Here is an 18,563-nt window from a genome sequence, read left to right as displayed (position 1 = left end):
GTTCCTTGGATTTCTGTGTCGAGAGACGGTCTGCTTCCTAAGATGTATTTTGTATCAAACGATTATGAAAACCAACTTAAATTAGATGATGGTGTGATTCTTTCTAAGAAACTCAACCAAACAACACTTTTCTTTAGATTTGCTATCTCTTACATTCTTTGATCTTTTGCGCCATTTCGGCAGCCTCCTTTTGCTTTCTATCAAGATACCATTGGTTACGCCTGTTCTTTATCATGTTATCGACTGACACACCATTGATAAATAGCTCACGATGCCCTTGCTTGACCAGCATAGAAGAGAATATTGCATTATCAAGTTCAAACGGAACTTTCTCTCCCATTGGTGCGAACTTACCAGTGCATACCACTTTACTGCCACCGAGCAGTTTTCTGACAATATCCTCGCTTAACCTATAGGAGTGTGAGCACCGATTGGCAAAAGCAACATTGGTGCATGTTCCGGGGAACCATTTCTCTATATCTCGTCTGAACTGCTCAAATGCCCGTTCAACAAACTTCACATTGTCTTTCTCTGTTTCAATAGCCTTTTCCCTCTCACAGATGGTTTTATTCAACTTCGTGACAACCGTGTTCATCTGAAAGAGCTGTTTGTTAAGTTCTGCGATGGTTTGCTGTTCTTTGCTTGAGAAAAGTGAGCCGATAGCACGGGCTACATTTGAGCCAGCGTTGCTTATATCCTTCTTCAAAGTTGTCTGTTTGAGTTCCGACTTTGCTTTTAACAGATCGTCTGCAATCTGTTCTTTCTGTTCAGCCAAAAGAGAAATATCTTCCTTGAGGTTTTTGGCTTTTCGGAATTGCTCGGTATAATACTCACGGGTAGAGATATGCCTTGCCTCTGAACCATCTATACCACGCTCCAAGCCGAAGGACTGCATTGCATCCGCATACGATGTCTGATAGTGCTTGAGCTTAGCCTGAGTCATAACATCATCGGCACAGAGTCGGGCACCTTCCACCTTTTTGCGGTAGTGCTTCTTGACACAGTCTTCTGCTTTCTTCTTTCTACGTGCAGTGGTAACGATGGGAACTACCGTAGCATGGATATGAGGAGTTTTTTCATCTAAATGAAGAACAGCAGAGACAAGGTTTTCTGTACCAAAGGTTTCCTGCATCCACTCCACCGACTGCTCACACCAATCATCAAGTCTGCCTTCTTGCTCTACCCTTTCCATTGCTTCAGGACTGGCAGATAGTATTATGCGGATGGCATGCACTTGATTCTTTCCGACTTTCCGTTTGAGTTTTGCATTTTCAATTCTGTGTTCAATGGCTGCTGAACGTGATTTTACCCCTTCTGGAAACGCAATCAACTCTCGGTCGAGATGTATTCGACTTCCATCTACATTGCCTGCAATGAAAATCCTTTCTATATGGGCAGACATCTTGGTATCAGCCCCCTTTGCTTTCTCCAGATGGAGAACTACAAAATTTGCCATATTATAAAATTTTTTAGTGCGTTGTAGAGGTACTTACATCGTCTACTTGGCAAGACAATGAAAGTACCGTTTTTAAAAACTGGGAGTCCAGAGGGGTGTAACGCCCTCGGCTCATTGGGAATTTTTAGCAATACTTGTATTGCAGCTCGAAAAATTCCCTAATGAGCTATGGCATTTTATTGCCATAAAATACTCCGTAGGCAAGAGGTACGAAATTCTTATGATTAGAGTCCTCTTCGTTGTTTCCTAACAGGCTTCTGTAATAGCCTGTTCTGACGGCAAAGGAACTCATTGAGATCCTTGCAGTCAGCATAAAGACCTGAAGAGTCGATAACAGGAACTTTAAGTCCCATAAGCAATGCTTGGTATGCCTTTCGTCCTGCTTCGTCATTGTCCAAAAAACATTGAATATTCTCATAGTGTGACAATGGTTCTAATGCCTTCTGGATATTTGAGACAGAGTTAAGTACCAGATAATCTTGTCGTTTTAGTCCGTCATTCTCTTTTCTTCGGAGCATCATAAATGACAGAAAGTCCATGAAGCCCTCAAAAAGAAAACATACCCTCTTCGGCTCTTCTGCATAAAAATGGCTGATGTCTTTTGGTGTAATGCAGCCTTTGAAGAACGGATTGCGTATTTCGTAGCCACCTGCAATATTTGGAAAGCCAATACCAAAGTAATGTTTGCCCCTTGTATCAAAGTGCAGCTCTTTACATACTGTTCGTGCTATTTCAATGTCAATACATCTTTCTCCAAGATATTTGATAAGTGCAGGATGGGTTATGGAAAGTACCTGAAGATTTTCAAAGGAGTTCTGCGGTGTGTTCGGCTTGGCTGTAGGCAGACTTACCGATACACAGCTTGGTGCATTACGCTCTATCTGGTGAATGAGATACGACACATCCGAAGAGTTGTAGAGCAATTCTGCAAGGTCAATGATGTTACCACCTCTGCTAATACCGAAATCGTACCATAGATTAAGTTCGGTGTTTACCTTAAACGATGCGTGCTTCTCCGTTCTAAGTGGTGATAGGTACATGAGATTCACACCATACTGTTTTACGGGTTTGCAGTCTATTGTTGCAAGAAATTCCTGCAACTTTATCTTTTTTATTTGGTCAATATTCATAATTCTATGGAAGTTAAAGTGATGATAAATTTGATGATTTGATGAATTTGATTTTATCTATATGGTAATCAGATAGTTGAAAACTCATCATCCCCTTATCATATTCCTCTTTAAAATGGAATTACTGACAAAAAGAAGAATATCATCCTTTTCTTTTTTCATCAGCAAAACATTCACGATGAGCAAAAGATGAGAATATAAACAACATGTACTGAATGTTTTATATAACTTATTCATCATTTCATCAAAATAATGGATATAAGATTGTTTATAAACTTTTGAGTTGCTTCTTGGTGATCGTATAAAACCTTCCTGTCCTTCGGATAGGAGAGTAATACAATGGAGCGTTGTAACTAAGTTGATACGTAGTATAGGTCAGCGTATTGGACACTGGTGTAAGCTTCCAGATGTCCTGCACTATTCTCCTTATCTGCCCCTTGTCATACTTGCATTGAGTATTACTTAAAAGAGGCATCATATCATTGATACAGAAAGAGACTTCCTCGACATTGTTTGTTTCCATAATGTCAAGACACAACTCTGACATTTCTAGTTCCAACTTGTTTCTGTTATTACGGATAATGCGTTGCAAGGCTGGTGTAAAAATCAGCTTGGGTGCAAACCACATACGGCTTTCCTTTTGGGTAGACAACGGGCGATGCTGGAGAAAATAAAGAAAGGCAGGTATCTCTGCTTTCAACTTCTGAAGAAAGTCAGTATCGTCACTTTCCAAACGATTTATCTTCCTTACCCAATATCGGGTTTCTCCCACATCAATGATGACAGGGAGTAACTCGTTATTGGAACACAACACAAACTTGGCAAAGAAGGAGATTTCATCTCGGTCTTTACCCTTTGCTTCCACTTTATAGGAAAGTGTTGTACTAAGATTTTTCAATCGTTCACTATCCTCCCTGCGGTTGAGTAATACCTCGTCCACAACAATGAGCAGTTTTCCTGCCCAATCCGAATTGAACTGACTGCGAAAATCCTCGTTAGTGTTGAAAGTTACATTGTTATGGAAAACGGCTTTAAGGAAATTGAGGAATGTACTCTTCCCAGTATTGCGTTCCTCTGACACCATTAGGAGGATGGGTAGTTTCTGCACGGGTTGTAGATAGAGCAACTGCAAATAATCCATACCCAGCTCGTATTGTTCCCCGAAGATGTGACTTATAAGGGATTCAACGTGCGGAAACTCTCCCTCTTTTGGTTGGTGTCCTATTGGCTCGTAGAGATTGAGAAACTTGTCAATAACTGGTTGATAATTCACATGGTTAGGAACAGTACAGAAACCATCATACTTCGGTACAGTGGCAATGAAGTCCTTGCCATAGTCTTGCCGTAGCGTTTCGTTGTTCCATACGATACGCTTCTTGACGAAACCGCCATTGATGCGTGGTTGGTTCACGATCTTGTATAAGGTCGTGCCAACACGGATAAATTCTTCTTGTGCCATGAACTACTTCTGCATTAAAGGTTTGTTGCCCATGATATACCGCTGTGCATCTTGCGTTATCTGCGCAGAAGTTTTAATGGGATTCTGGCGTAGCCATGCTTCAAGTTCTGCTTTCTCAAAGTAAAGCATTTTGCCTTGTGGCTTGTAATGCGGTATCAGATTACCCGATGTGAGTTTGTAGAGATAACTCTTTGAGAGGTTTAAGAACCTGCTGGCTTCTTCAAAACTCAGCACATTCTTATTCATGAATACCATTTGTTCGAGTTCTTCAACTCGGGTTTCTAATGTTTTTTCCATATTGTAAACATTTTGAATTAAACAATATGAAGGTGCACCTTCGCTAATTATTTGTTAACGATGGCAAAATTAGAAACGATAAAAGTAAATGGCGTTGAGCGATGTTTGAGGTGTCAACCTATGCTCAACCTTTTTTCAGTTGTTTGATGTAGTTATCAATGGTTTCCCATCCTTTCGGTTGCTTCATATTGATTTGGTCTGTTGCGGTGGAAAGGTCGGTGCGTGTCAGTGGCGTATCTTTTGTTTTCCCCAAGACAAGTTCATTACGAGCAATCGCAGATTGCCATTCATCAGTAATGAACCCTCGAAGATTAAGACTTTGCATGAGATATGCCAGCTGGCGATTGTTGTTTGATTTCAAAACACCTTTTAGTTTACAAGCAAAAAAATCTTTGAGTATCTTAGGAGATATGCAAGTTGTAAATAATTGAACTTCGTTGATGCAAGCGGTAAGAATCTCAATTTGCTCATCTGTAAACTCGGATTGAAATGGATTTATTCCTTTACCAACGATGACCGGTTTCCTTTTCTGCTCACATGGGTCGTCGTTTATCAAGACTGAAGAGCGAGTCCGAACGGTTTGTACCTCTGTCAATTCAATTCTTTCTATTTCTGCCATGAGATATTTTGCGTATCGCTCATATAGAATCGCATCAACAAGATACGAGAACATCGGTAGAACATCATTATATACGGTGTGTTCCTCAATATACTTTGCATATTCAAATAAAGAAATGGAGAAGGAGGTATATTTCTGTTTTTGTTCTTTGGTCAGTGATTCAAAGAAAGTGCTTTCCCACAAAAAGTTATCATCTATGTAGTATTTCTCGACACATGCAAGGGCAGGATAATTCAGATAAATAGAAGAAAGTTCGTCAGTTATTCGGATATATTCTTTTTGCAAAATCTCTTTGAACTGTATATTGTTTATGCAACCTTTCTTCCTCAGAATATTTGCAATGAGAACATTGTAGGTTTGAGTAATACAGTAACTTAATATTTGCTGAATGCTGTTAAGCTGTATCTTTAGATTATCATTTTCCATTTTTGCAATTCTCTAAGATAGGTATTGTTTACAAAGATAGGGCATTCGTTGGAGAAAAAGCCAAGAAAGGGAAATAAACAGAATAAAAAGGAAGAGTTGTCGTTAATTAAATATAAATCTGAGTGGCGAGAAACTATAAAAGTACACCTTTCTCATTGTATTGTTATATAGTACACTTTTAGTACGCGTCGAAAAAGAAAAATCCCTTGTAAATCAATGACTTACAAGGGATTTTCGGTACCCAGACCCGGGATCGAACCGGGATGGATTGCTCCACTGGTGTTTGAGACCAGCGCGTCTACCGATTCCGCCATCTGGGCATACGCACGCTTCTATAAGATAAACGCGGGTGCAAAGTTACAATGATTTTTTGGAAGTAACAAGCTTATGTCTGTTTTTTTTCGAATTAATTTTAGAACATCCATTGCCAAGGGGAGTTCACTTGTCATGATGTCAACAAAGAAAATAGCTCCAAATTTCACCGTACATCAAAATCTCAAAAGTGTAACACATTCAAATTACGCTCTGAATGACCTATGGATTGGAATGACAAAAATACTGCCCCAAACTTAAACAATGTTGTTTCAGTTTGGAGCAGAATGGTGTTAGCGTTGGTCTCACGACGTCTTAATGCTTTTTAAAGGGTCGTGATCACTTGAGTGTAAACTGTTTTTTGAGCTTCAAGTTGTCTGAACTGTTACCCACGAGAACAGCGAACTTTCCAGGCTCGCAAGTCCATTTTTGTGCGGTTTCATCGTAGAAACTCATGGCATCCTTGCCGATGGTGATGCTGACGTTCTGTTGCTGTCCGGGCTCCAGAGAAACTTTGGCACATCCCTTCAATTCTTTCAGGGGACGGTCTACTGAGGCGTCGTTGTCACGAATATAGAGTTGTACAACTTCCTTACCGGCGCGATTGCCGGTATTTTTCACGATGACGGTTACGCGTAGGCTGTCGTCTGCGGTCTTCACGCTCTTGTCGAGACGCAAGTCCGACATTTTAAACGTGGTGTAGCTCAGTCCGTGTCCGAAAGCAAACAAAGGCTTGGTCTTGGCCTTGTCTACCCACCGATAACCCACATAGATACCTTCTTTGTATTCTTCATCTATGATTTTTTCACCCTCTCGCCACGTACCGGGATAGGTATTTAGGGCATGTGCACCCACGTCGTTGAGTTTGGCAGGCCATGTGAATGGCAGTTTTCCCGATGGATTGACGTCTCCGGTGAGAATATCGGCTAAAGCATTACCGGCTTCGGAGCCGATATACCATCCTTGTACAATGGCAGAAACTTTGTCTTTCCAGGGCATGGCTACGGCATTTCCCGAGATATTCACAAACACGAGATTTCGGTTGGCTTTAGCCAAGGCTTCCACAAGTTTGTTTTGTGCGTAAGGCAGATCGTAGCTCTTGCGGTCGTGTCCCTCGCAATCTTGATAATCGCTCTTGTTGAGACCACCAAACACCACGACGTAGTCGGCCCCTTTGGCTTTGGCCACTGCGTCGTTGATGAGTTGTTGTTCCGACCGATTTTCAGTAAGGTTCTGTCCGGTGGTAACGCCGTTATAATCGCCGGTGATATCGCCTACATAGCCACGCTCGTAGATAATCTGCATGGTGCTGCCGAGACGCGCTTTGAGTCCGTCGAGCGGAGAAGTCTCACGTTGCACTTTCAGTGAAGATGAACCACCACCAACAGTCATCATCTTGATGGCGTTCTCGCCTACCACCAATAGTTTTGGTGTGCTATTCTTCGATGAAATGGGCGAAATTGGCAACACGTTGTCCTTGTTTTGGAGCAACACGATGCCTTCTGTCGCAATTTTGCGCGCAGCCTCGTAGTGATTTTCGGAACAGAGGAATCCGCGATTGGCTTTGGGAGCCATCGTGGTGCGGAAGTGCAAGCGAAGCACGCGGCGCACCTTGTCGTTGAGTTCTGTCTCGGTGAATTTCCCCTCAAGGATGAGGCGTTTGTAGGCATCGGCCAGATAATAGCTGTCGTAGGCGTTAGTCTTACCCATGGTCAGCCCGTCGGTCCACGTGCCGAACTCCATGTCCAGGCCGTTTGTGATGGCCTCGTCGGTTTTGTGGGTACCACCCCAGTCACTAACCACCACACCGTCAAACTTCCAGTCTTGCTTGAGAATGCGGTTAAGCAGAATCTCGTTATGACAGTTGTGCTGGTTTTTGTACAGGTTGTAAGCCCCCATGATGCCCCATGCGTGACCCTTCTGTACGGCAGCCTTGAAAGCTGGCAGATAAATTTCGTGCAGGGCACGGTCGGACACTTTCACATTGACCTGATGACGGTGTTCCTCATCGTTGTTCAGCGCGTAATGCTTCACACAGGAAGCCACGCCATTCTGCTGCAAGCCAATGACATAGGGTACTACCATTGTTGAGGCCAGCCATGGGTCTTCGCCCATGTATTCAAAGTTTCGACCATTGAGCGGTGTGCGATAGATGTTTACACCCGGACCTAAGATCATGTCTTTACCCCGATAGAGAGCTTCTTCTCCCAAACTCTGTCCGTAGAGTAGAGACAGTGAGGGATTCCATGTTGCCGTCAGACAGGTCAGGGCCGGGAAGGCTACACACGAGTCGTTGGTCTGTCCGGCCTGTTCCCATTCGTCCCAGAGGACATCGGGACGCACGCCGTGAGGACCGTCGTCGGTCCAGAAATCGGGAATCCCCAATCGTTTTACGCCCGGAGCAGAGAATTTGCTTTGGGCATGGATAATGGCAATTTTTTCGTCGAGGCTCATGCGTGAAAGTGCGTCTTCCACGCGTTTCTCAATAGGCTGGGAATTGTCCAGATAGATGGGAATGTTGTTAGAGCCTATAAGTGATGCTGCCACCGGGGCTGCACCATAGGCGAAGGTACATCCTGCTATGAACAGGACGGATACCAGAGTGTTTTTAAAGATACTGTTCATTATAGATCACTAATGTCCCGTTAAGGTGGGCTAATCGCTCTTTGAATTAATTGAAATACAGTCTATTAGGTGGTGTTTTGAAATGAAACGGACTTGATTTCGTAACTTTGCAGTCAAATTTAAATGACTGTTATGTTCCAAGACAAATACGTTTTTGCCCAGCTCACCGCTTTTTTGAACAGAACTCAGTTTAACAACTATGTTCGCAAGTATGATGGAAACCGCTATGTGAAGCATTTCACTTGTTGGAATCAGTTGCTTGCTATGATGTTTGGTCAACTGAGTAATCGAGAGAGTTTGCGAGATTTGATTGTTGCTTTTGAAGCACATAGAGCAAAGCAATACCATCTTGGATTAGGACGTAAGTCTATTGCGAAAACGACATTTGCTTCAGCCAATCAGAATCGTGACTACCGTATCTTTGAAGACTTTGCTTTCTATATGATGGAGCAAGCCAGAAAGAAACGGGTGACGGATATCTTCAAGTTGAAAGGCAATGTGTATGCCTTCGACTCAACGACAATTCCTTTGTGTTTGTCAGTCTTCTGGTGGGCAAAGTTTCGAAAGAAGAAGGGAGGGATAAAAGCAAATGTGTTATATGACCTCGAATCTCAGGTTCCAGCTTTCTTCCATATCTCTACAGCATCCGTTTACGACTCAAAGACTATGAAGGAAATATAATTCATACCGAAAGTATCCGGTGAAACTCAGACTCGTCAAATTCTATGATGAAGAACAAGACAGGGAGTTAGCTTTCCTAACCAATGCCTTTCATCTTACAGCACCTGAAATCGCCAATCTTTACAAGAATAGATGGCAGATAGAGCTGTTTTTCAAATGGCTAAAGCAGCATCTCAAGATCATGAAGTTATGGGGTAATACAGAGAATGCTGTGAGAATCCAAATCTCATCGGCAATCATAGCCTATTGCCTTGTTGCTACCGTACAACATGATTTTCAACTTAAGCGATCGACTTATGAGGTTCTTCAGATTCTAAGTATTTCGCTTATGGATAAGACACCACTCGTAGATCTCTTCGAAAGGACTGATTTCAATAATGTCAAAGAACTCGATTGTCCCCACTTTCCGGGGTTATTTGATTAATATTTAACTGGTCCCGATTTTAACGGGACACTAATGATATGGTTTTAGCTGTTTAAGTCGATTCAGGTAATCCTTGACGAAACGTTGCAATGGTAAGTTCCGCCACAATAGGAGTATTGCAAATATAATAAATTAAACACCCGGTTATACGGCCTTGTTGACAAAAAGTGGTATTTCGTACTGTTCAATTAGCGTCAAACTATTCATTTTCAGAACAATACATCTATCTTCTTCTGCTAATAAAGTGGAACTTTAAAAAGTTCACCCAACGTACCATATGGTCATTTTACTGTTGTACAAACACTTAATAATATTCACTTTTTATGACTGGCTACATATTTTTATTATCCTTACTATCAGTCGTTTATGAGAAACAACATGGGGTTAGTGTCCACTTTTTTTCTTATGTGCTTCAATTCGTACGTTTTATTCTCTATATTTGCACTACTGACGAAACCAACATGAACTTTAATTTTATTACTAATACATCTAATTTTTTGTAACCTATGAAACAATTAAGATTCATAAGCTTATTGTTGACGCTCATGTTTGCAACGATGATGCAAGCCCAGAACGATCAGATTTCTGGAACTGTCATTGATGCTACTGGCGAGCCGATTATTGGTGCTTCTGTTCTGGAACAGGGAAGCACGCGAGGCACCGTGACCGACATTGACGGCAACTTTGCCTTCAGGGGAAAGTCTGGTGCCACACTTGTTATTTCATACGTTGGTTATGCCACGCAACGTGTTCCTGCCGGACAGAATCTAAAAATCACCCTCAAGGAAGACCACGAAACCTTGAACGAGATTGTGGTGGTCGGTTATGGTGTCCAAAAGAAGAGTGTCGTGACGGCTTCCATTGCCAAGGTGAACACCGAGGATTTGGAAACCACAGCACCCCTTCGTATGGATAATGCCTTAAAGGGACTCGCTTCCGGAGTTACCGTAACAAGTTCCTCCGGTCAGCCGGGTGCTGCCGCACAAATCCGTATTCGTGGTATTGGTACCATCAACGCTTCCGATCCTCTTTATATCGTGGACGGAATGCCTATCGAGGGTGGTTTGGACTATCTGAATCCCACCGACATTGCAAGCATCGAAGTGCTCAAGGATGCTGCTTCGGGTGCCATATACGGGTCACGTGCTGCCAATGGTGTGGTGCTTGTGACAACCAAGAAGGGAACAAAAGGAAAGGTTCAGGTGAACTACAACTTCTCTCAGGGATGGGCCAGCGCATGGAAACACCGCGATGTGCTCAATGCCACGGAGTATGCCGTGATGATGAACGAGGGGTTGGTCAATTCGGGGCGCGCTCCGAAGTTTGCCGATCCATATCAGTATGGCGAGGGCACCGACTGGCAGAATCTTGTCTTCAACGACAATGCACCAGTTCAGAACCATGAGATTAGTGCAAGCGGAGCCACCGATAAGGTGAACTACTACTTGTCGTTGGGCTTTTATACCCAAGAGGGTATCATCGGTGGAAACTACGACCGCTCCAACTATCAGCGTCTCACCATGCGTAGCAACACCGTCTACACCATGTTCGATGAGTCGAAGACACGCAACTGGCTGAACAAGCTTGACATTGATGTCAACATCTCGTATGCCCGCATCAAGTCGAAGAGCATCGACGCTAATTCTTGGAGTGGTTCCGTGCTGGGCTCTGCCCTCGACCTGTCTCCTATCCTCACGCCGACCATCAGTGGCGAGGCTGCCAACACCCATGTGGCAGAAAACAAAAAGCTCTTCAACGATTATGTTCCTTTTTATACTGGACGTGTGGACGAGAATGGTTATAAGGAGGTGTACACACAGCCGGGCAGCGACTACAACGAAATGGGTAACCCCCTGGCCATGCTGTCATTACCGGGCGCACAGGGATGGAGCCACAAGTTTGTGGCAAATTTTGCCGCCAACCTACAACTGTGGGACGGCCTGAAATATCGTATCAGCTACGGTGTGGACAAGAGTTTCTGGGGCGACGACGGTTATACACCTATATATTATATACGTAAGGGCTATTCTTCTGATAAGAGCGTAGCCTATAGTTCCAAGAGCGACGGTTGCGTATGGCAGTTAGAGAACACACTGACCTATGACAAGACGTTTGGTGATCACAGCCTCAATATTGTGCTCGGACAATCTGCCAAGAAGTCTACGGGAAGCGGTTTGAACGGTGGTCGTTACGACATCATCAGCTACAGTCGTCCTTATATCAATGCTTCCACAGGCGAACAGGCCGAAGGACGCATGTATGCAGGAGGTGCTCCATTCGATTGGCACACCCTTTCTTCGCTCTTCGGTCGCGCAAGCTATAACTATGCTGAACGCTACATGGCCGAAGTTACCGTTCGTCGAGACGGATCCTCGCGTTTCGGTCCCAACAACCACTATGCTACATTCCCATCGTTCTCTGCGGGATGGAATATCCACAACGAGTCCTTCATGCAGACCGCCAACGACTGGTTGTCCAACATGAAGTTGCGCTTCAGCTGGGGTAAGAATGGTAATGAGAACATCCCCAACTTCCTCTATACCGTCACAGCTGCCACGGGCAACAACAATAACTATATCTTGGGACGCGACGAGCATCAGCAAACCGGCTCCAAGGCATCAGGACTTCCCAATGCAGACTTGAAGTGGGAGGAGAGCACCCAAACCGACGTCGGTCTCGATTTCGGATTCTTCAACCAGGCTCTCACCCTCTCAGTAGACTATTATGTGAAGAAAACCAACGGTATGCTCCTCCAGCAACCCATTCCGACCTACGTAGGTGAGGCCAAGCCATGGGGTAACGTGGGTGAGATGAAAAACTCAGGTGTCGAGTTCGAGGCTTCCTACAAGTGGAATATCTCTGATGCCAGGTTCCGCCTGAGCGGCAATATGTCATATCTGAAGAACGAACTTGTCAACTATGGCAACGAGACCGGATATGCCAACTACGACTCCTTCCAGGGCATCGGCACCATCACACGTGCTGAAAACGGCCTGCCTTTCCCCTTCTTCTACGGTTTCAAGACCAACGGCATCTTCCAGAACATGAATGAGGTGCTCAGCTACGTGGGACCTGACGGAAAATTGATGCAGCCCAATGCACAGCCCGGTGACGTTCGTTTTGTAGACGTTGACGGTAATGGCGTTATCGATGACAACGACCAGACCAAGATTGGTAAGGGTATGCCCGATTGGACTTTCGGTCTGAACTTAACAGCTGCTTGGAGAGGCATCGACTTCAGCATGATGCTTCAGGGTGTTATCGGCAACGAGATTTTCGATGCCACTCGCCGTACTGATATCGAGTCGAGCAACCTTCCCTCGTGGATGCTGGGTCGCTGGACAGGTGAAGGCACGTCCAACAAATATCCCGCCTATCGCATCGGAAACACCAGCAACGACGGTATGAACTGGCGCTCGAACGATCTCTATCTCACCGATGGCAGCTATCTCCGCTTGAAGAACATTCAGCTGAGCTACACCCTGCCACAGAGCTTCACCAAGAAGGCTTTCATCGAAAAGCTGCGTTTCTATGTTGCTGCTGAGAATCTGCTTACCTTTACCAAGTACGCCGGAATGGATCCGGAAATCTCCTCCGGTGGAACATCGCTCGGTGTAGACTATGGTATCTATCCTCAGGCTCGCACATGGACAGTAGGTCTGAATCTGACATTCTAAGTAAGTCATGGAGATAACCTTTTACGATAACGCAAAACAAGAACAACAATGAAAAAATTCAATATCATCACACTGGGCCTCTTTTCCGCTGCTGCCTTGATGACAAGCTGTAGCGAATCGTTCCTGGAGGTGGAATCCTTCACACAGGATTTTGTAGACACCTATTACACCACAGAGGAGCATATCGGGCAGTCGCTGGTTGCCGCCTACAGCCCAATGCAGTGGAACGACTGGAACGGAAGCCAATATAATCCACAGAATCTCATGAGCGACCTCATGGCCGACGATGTTTATCCGGGTGGTAACGGTCCTTCGGACAATGAGTTCTATCATCTCATGGCCAACTATTCGGCCATCCCTACAAACTGTATGTCGGGAATGTGGAGCAACATGTATTCGGGAGTTAAACGCTGCAACGACCTGCTCAAATATGCAGAGGCAAGCAAAGGCGAGATTTCTGAAGAAAACTATAACAGCTGGACAGAGCAGGCTCGTATTCTGCGCGCCTACTATTACAACATGCTTTGGAAGTTCTGGGGCAATATTCCTTTCTACTTTGAGAATTTGGAAGCACCTTTCAAAGCTCCTCAGCTGAAGGCCGACGAGGTGTACGAGAAAGTGATTACCGACCTTGAGGGAGCCTTGGCCATGAATGCCATTCCCACCCGATGGGATGATGACAACCTCGGACGTGTCAATAAATACACCGGCTATATGCTGTATGCCGAGATGGTGATGTATCAGAACGACGAATTGCGTTACGGCAAGGCGCTGACATTTATGAACGAAATCATCGGTGATGCCAGCTACAGCCTGCTGCCCAACTTCGCTGACCTGTGGCAGTCGAAAAACGAATGGAACAGCGAGACCATCTTCGACGTGATGTATTCCGATAACCAGACCAATCGTGGCTGGGGTGCCGGCGATGCCATCTTTGCCGGTGGAACGGTGTTCCCGCGTCTCTGCGGTTGTCCGCAGGCCTTCACCGACTTGGGCTCTGACGACGGTTGGGGATTCTCGCCCGTTCGTGAGGCTACTTGGAATCTGTTTACCGAGAACGACACGCGTCGTGACGCTTCGATCATGGACGTGCGTGCCATGACCGATGCCATGGGCGCTGACTTCAAGCCTCGTTACCAAAATACTGGTTTATGGAATGGCAAATACTATGCTTATTCCAAGAACGTAGAAAATGCATTGGGCGACAAACAGCTCAACTACAACAACAACCTGCGCATCTATCGCTATTCTGAGACCCTGCTCAATGCAGCCGAACTGGAATTGAAAGTTAATAACGACGCAGCCAAGGCAGCAAACTATGTTAATCAAGTGCGCAAGCGTGCTGGAGTCAGCGAATTGTCGACGGTAGACCTTGACGCCATCCTGAACGAACGTCATCTTGAGTTTGTTGGCGAGGGCAAACGCTATTGGGACCTCGTGCGTACCGGAAAAGCAGTTTCTGTTCTTGTTCCGTCCGACGAAATGGGTGGACTATGGAGAAATAAGGCTTGGACCGAGAATAAAAAATACTTGCCGATTCCCTACACGGAAATGTCTGCTGACCCGGCATTGGAACAAAACAATTATTAAGGACAAGAAATGATGGAGAAAGGGGGGCGAAAGCCCGGTCAATCTGCGGCTACACCCCATTCTCAGTTCTATTTCAAATAAATCATAAACCTATGAACAAGATAATCAAAACATTGGGTCTCGCTTTGGTTGCAGGATTGACACTGGCATCCTGTTCTGAAGAAAAGTTTGATGGAGTCAATCAAAACGGCCAACCCAACATACAGGATGTTGACTACACAGTCAGCGTAGACCAGAAGACCAACATCGTTACATTTACCCTGAACACCCCGGGTTACTACCCCATCTGGGAAATCGAGGGGTCGCCCGAATACAAGGGAACCGCAAATGGTCTGCTAAAACACTACATCTTCAAGGGCAACTACAAATACACACTCAAGGTGGGTAACCGCAACGGTATCAGCGACGGTATCGTCGAAGGCACCTTCGATGTAGATACCACGCGTTACGACTTCTCCAAGACCTTGGCAGCGCTGACGGACAATGGCTCCAAGGAATGGCGTATTTTCGCTTCTAAGAAAGCCCATATAGCCTGTGGACAACCCGGTGGCGACGGCACAGACTGGTGGGCAGCCGGTCCCAACGAGAAGGCTGACCAGGGCATCTATGATGACCGCGTAGTGTTTACCAACACCAACGACTACAAGTATAACGCGGGAGAAGATGGAAACACCTTCATCAATGCTGGGGTCACATCGTTTGATGTGGTTGCCGGCGGCGACTACAGCATTCCATTGGTAGGCAATTTCGGCATGCAGGCAGAAGCCAAGTATGCTTTGGGCTACGACGATGCCACCGACACGGAGACCATCACCCTACCTGCCCACACCTTGTTCCCGTATATTGCAAATCAGGAACAGATAGACAAGAACTATACGTTCAGGATTCTCTCCATCGATTCCAAATACATGGAGCTGGCGCTCGACCGCGAAGGCATCGTGTGGCACTTCACCTTTATTAATGGCGATGACCCTGCACCAACGACAGACTTCGACCCTGATATGGTGAATTGGGCCGACGCAGCCTCTGACCTGAATCTGGCCAAGAAGCTGAACGAAGTGGGTACCATGGTGTTCTGGTGGGCTGACGGTGGCTGGGCTCAGCAAGCCGATCCAACCTTCTCTTATGCAGACGGCATTTACAGCATCACTGCTCCTTATGCAACGGTACAGCAGTGGCAGGCACAGTGCTCCATCCACGACGGCAACGTGGCGGTCGAGGCCGGAAAGCCCTACGACATTCAGGTGACACTTGTGGCCAGCGAGGCTTTCGGAAATGCCACCCTTAAGATTTGTGAGGATGTCGAAGGTGACAAGCCCGAACTGCTCAACGAAAATCCCGTCAGCCTGAAGAAGGGCGAGAACGTGTTGCGTTATGCCAAGCGTTATCCCCAGTCCGACGGTAAGGATGCTTCAGCAGCCAACTTGAAATTTATCCTTGACTTGGGCGGATGTCCGGCAGGGCTTAATGTTCAAATAAAGAATATCATTATTCAGGCACACAATCCTAAATAAATTGAAATCAAAATTGGAGCATCGTGCAGGAGAATCGACTTTCTCCCCACGATGCGCCATGCTCATTTCTTTTTCCAATTATTTTTATGAAACGACTATTCAATCTTTTGGCTACGGCTGCTTTGACATTCACCTGCCTCTCATGTAGTGGGAGTGACGACAACACCGGAGGCTCCGAGGTGGAAAAACCAATGATAACGGTAGACCCTGCGGAGTTGAACGTCAAGGCTGCGGCCGGAGATTATACAATTAAGGTGACCACATCGCGTGGCGAGTGGACCTCATTCAGCAATGGCGACTGGGTAACGGTATCCAATGCCAATACGAATAAGGCTCAAGGAGCCATCACGGTGAAAGTTGCTGAGAACAGGGAAGCGACGGGCCGTCAGGCCACGATAACAGTGAAGTCGGGAACGGCCCGCACTACGGTGGTAGTCAGTCAGGGAGCCTCTCTGGCGCTGTCGCAGTCAAAAATATATTCCGCGTCAATAGGAGGCACACAAGAAGTGACCGTGTCTTCTTCAGAAAGCTGGGAGGTTGAAAGCGAAGCCTCGTGGATAAAGGTGAAGAAAAAAACTGACAAGATGTTCTCGCTGAATATCGAAGCCAACGATGCCGAGCAGGCGCGCGATGGGATCATCAAGGTCAAGACCCCGACTCAGGTTGTCGAACTGCCTGTTCGTCAGGAGTCCGTATCAGACCGCACCATGAAGATTCCCGAAGGCTACACGCTGGTGTGGCATGAGGAATTCGATGGTGACCGGCTCGGACCGGACTGGACAGAGGAGGTGAAACCTTCGGGATGGGTCAATAATGAGTTGCAGAACTACATCAAAGGCTCATCTGTGAACGACGTGTCGAATGGCAAACTCAACATCCACTGCTATAAGGGCAACGACGGAAAGATCTATTCCGGACGTGTCTACGCCCGTGTCAGCAAGGGCTGGCAATATGGGTATTTTGAAGCTCGCATCAAGTTGCCCAAGGGCAAGGGCACATGGCCTGCATTCTGGATGATGCCTGTCGGCAACGACTGGGGCACCAACCCGTGGCCCAGATGTGGCGAGATTGATATCATGGAAGAGGTGGGCGTGGTACCCAACGAGGTTTCTTCGTCTATCCATACCGAGAAATACAACCACACCATCAACACCCAGAAAACCCACAAGATGACTCTGCCCGATGCAGAGGGCGAATTCCATGTGTATGCTTTGGAATGGACCGAGGATGCCATCACGACCTATGTGGATGGAAAGGTGCAGCTTGCCGTTACGAAGGCCAAACTCGGCTCAAGTCACGAGGCGTGGCCGTTCCATTATCCTTTCTATCCCATCCTCAACCTTGCTTGGGGTGGTGATTGGGGCGGTATGAACGGTGTGGACGAAAGTGCATTGCCTGTAACAATGGAAGTGGACTATGTGCGCGTTTTCCAAAATAGTAAGAAATAATTACCGTTTATAGGACATTATTTTCGAGACATTTAGAGAAGAAAGCGCCATCTTTTTTCGGTATCATCGTGATAGGCATGACCAAAATTAGAGAAACTCTCACAATTTGTTGCCTTGGCTCATAAGATAGGAGTTCTGTACAACAAAGCCGTGAAAATCCTCAATGCTTACCATTCTGCCACCACTGCTCAACGAATGCTGGATAAACTCGAAACTTATTCACAATCTCTCGTCAGGCTGCAACAGCAAGCCGTGCTACTGACAAAATCTCTTGAGAGTAGACATGAATAAATACTGATAAATCTAATACCCAGCATTCGTTCCGTACTGCGGAAGCCCAATCCCTCTTTGGTCAGTTGAGTGATTTTGGAATCGATGCTGGGCAATTAGGCTTTGTATGTGTAATCGGTAATAAAACGCTTCTGGCAATTCTTACATCGGTAGCGTTGTTTACCAGTACTACTTTTACCTCTTTTGAGAATATTGTTTGAGTAGCAATGCGGACATTGAAACTCAACTCTCAATCTGGAGCGTAAGGTGCGCGAAGCATCCTCGTATATTCATTTTTCTTTGTTTGGGGTTACAAATATAGCAAAAGGCAGAGAATTTATCCCTGCCTTTACGCCTAATCTTTTAAAAATCATATTGATAATCAGATGATTATTACAACAACTCCCGATCTGAAGCATTACCACTTCTGATTTAAAACAATACCACCCTACTCTGGACTTATAAAACGCAATAGTTTTACCCTGTCACCTGATATGTTATACGCCCATTCAAAGACCCCGTCTGTCATGGGGGGGATTTTCGTGTCCAAAAAGTTAAATAGTCGTTTTGAACCATTATGGGGAATTAAAATGTTTTGGTTCTTGTCTTTTTGGAGAAAAAAAACATGCTTGCCT

The 18,563-nt window shown here is 45.5% G+C and carries 12 protein-coding genes, 1 tRNA gene and 2 pseudogenes; 6 read left to right on the top strand and 9 right to left on the bottom strand.

The features are described 5' to 3' along the window. Window positions 1–142: 142 nt before the first annotated feature. The 7 genes from mobV to HMPREF0645_RS10325 all read right to left on the bottom strand — a co-directional run bounded on the left by mobV (window position 143) and on the right by HMPREF0645_RS10325 (window position 8,324). Window positions 143–1,456, bottom strand: a complete 1,314-nt coding sequence (mobV, locus tag HMPREF0645_RS10355; RefSeq protein ID WP_007174950.1) for a MobV family relaxase — start codon at window positions 1,454–1,456, stop codon at window positions 143–145. A 224-nt stretch (window positions 1,457–1,680) separates the two neighbouring features. Then, a complete protein-coding gene (locus tag HMPREF0645_RS10350) occupies window positions 1,681–2,586 on the bottom strand; it encodes a toprim domain-containing protein (protein WP_007174949.1) in 906 nt (301 codons plus the stop codon). Between the two features lie 268 nt (window positions 2,587–2,854). Continuing rightward, entirely contained in the window at window positions 2,855–4,045 is a 1,191-nt protein-coding gene (locus HMPREF0645_RS10345) for a primase-helicase family protein (RefSeq protein ID WP_007174947.1), read from the bottom strand. A gap of 3 nt (window positions 4,046–4,048) precedes the next feature. Next, window positions 4,049–4,342 carry a helix-turn-helix domain-containing protein gene (locus tag HMPREF0645_RS10340; RefSeq protein ID WP_007174946.1) on the bottom strand — a complete coding sequence of 98 codons (294 nt, stop codon included), beginning with the start codon at window positions 4,340–4,342 and terminating at the stop codon, window positions 4,049–4,051. Window positions 4,343–4,466: 124 nt separating this feature from the next. After that, window positions 4,467–5,387, bottom strand: coding sequence for a hypothetical protein (locus tag HMPREF0645_RS10335; protein WP_007174945.1), 921 nt, complete (start codon window positions 5,385–5,387; stop codon window positions 4,467–4,469). Window positions 5,388–5,625: 238 nt separating this feature from the next. Continuing rightward, window positions 5,626–5,707 (bottom strand) — tRNA-Leu (locus HMPREF0645_RS10330). A 331-nt stretch (window positions 5,708–6,038) separates the two neighbouring features. After that, window positions 6,039–8,324, bottom strand: coding sequence for a glycoside hydrolase family 3 C-terminal domain-containing protein (locus HMPREF0645_RS10325; RefSeq protein ID WP_007174943.1), 2,286 nt, complete (start codon window positions 8,322–8,324; stop codon window positions 6,039–6,041). 132 nt (window positions 8,325–8,456) lie between these two features. On the opposite strand from HMPREF0645_RS10325, the pseudogene HMPREF0645_RS13670 reads away from it, so the two are divergent. The 6 genes and pseudogenes from HMPREF0645_RS13670 to HMPREF0645_RS14240 all read left to right on the top strand — a co-directional run. After that, window positions 8,457–9,429 (top strand): annotated as a pseudogene (locus HMPREF0645_RS13670) (DUF4372 domain-containing protein). A gap of 506 nt (window positions 9,430–9,935) precedes the next feature. Then, entirely contained in the window at window positions 9,936–13,106 is a 3,171-nt protein-coding gene (locus HMPREF0645_RS10315) for a SusC/RagA family TonB-linked outer membrane protein (protein WP_007174940.1), read from the top strand. Window positions 13,107–13,154: 48 nt separating this feature from the next. Continuing rightward, the gene (locus HMPREF0645_RS10310) at window positions 13,155–14,696 is read left to right on the top strand and encodes a RagB/SusD family nutrient uptake outer membrane protein (RefSeq protein ID WP_007174939.1); all 1,542 of its coding nucleotides are present in this window, start codon (window positions 13,155–13,157) and stop codon (window positions 14,694–14,696) included. 92 nt (window positions 14,697–14,788) lie between these two features. Next, complete coding sequence (locus HMPREF0645_RS10305; RefSeq protein ID WP_007174938.1) at window positions 14,789–16,210, top strand: hypothetical protein; 1,422 nt, start codon at window positions 14,789–14,791, stop codon at window positions 16,208–16,210. Between the two features lie 86 nt (window positions 16,211–16,296). After that, window positions 16,297–17,658: a family 16 glycosylhydrolase gene (locus HMPREF0645_RS10300; protein ID WP_007174937.1), complete on the top strand. Its 1,362-nt coding sequence runs from the start codon at window positions 16,297–16,299 to the stop codon at window positions 17,656–17,658. An 81-nt stretch (window positions 17,659–17,739) separates the two neighbouring features. After that, window positions 17,740–17,949 (top strand): annotated as a pseudogene (locus HMPREF0645_RS14240) (plasmid mobilization protein); the annotation flags it as partial. A 95-nt stretch (window positions 17,950–18,044) separates the two neighbouring features. On the opposite strand, the gene HMPREF0645_RS14440 reads toward HMPREF0645_RS14240, so the two are convergent. Then, window positions 18,045–18,182 (bottom strand): IS1 family transposase, encoded by a 138-nt coding sequence (locus tag HMPREF0645_RS14440; RefSeq protein WP_169305461.1) that lies wholly within the window; start codon window positions 18,180–18,182, stop codon window positions 18,045–18,047. Window positions 18,183–18,376: 194 nt separating this feature from the next. Further along, the coding region (locus tag HMPREF0645_RS13985) for a hypothetical protein (protein WP_044123577.1) at window positions 18,377–18,563 on the bottom strand (187 nt) is incomplete at its 5' end.

This window comes from Hallella bergensis DSM 17361, assembly GCF_000160535.1.
Classification (GTDB): Bacteria; Bacteroidota; Bacteroidia; order Bacteroidales; family Bacteroidaceae; genus Prevotella; species Prevotella bergensis.
This window is presented reverse-complemented; position numbering and strand designations above follow the sequence as displayed.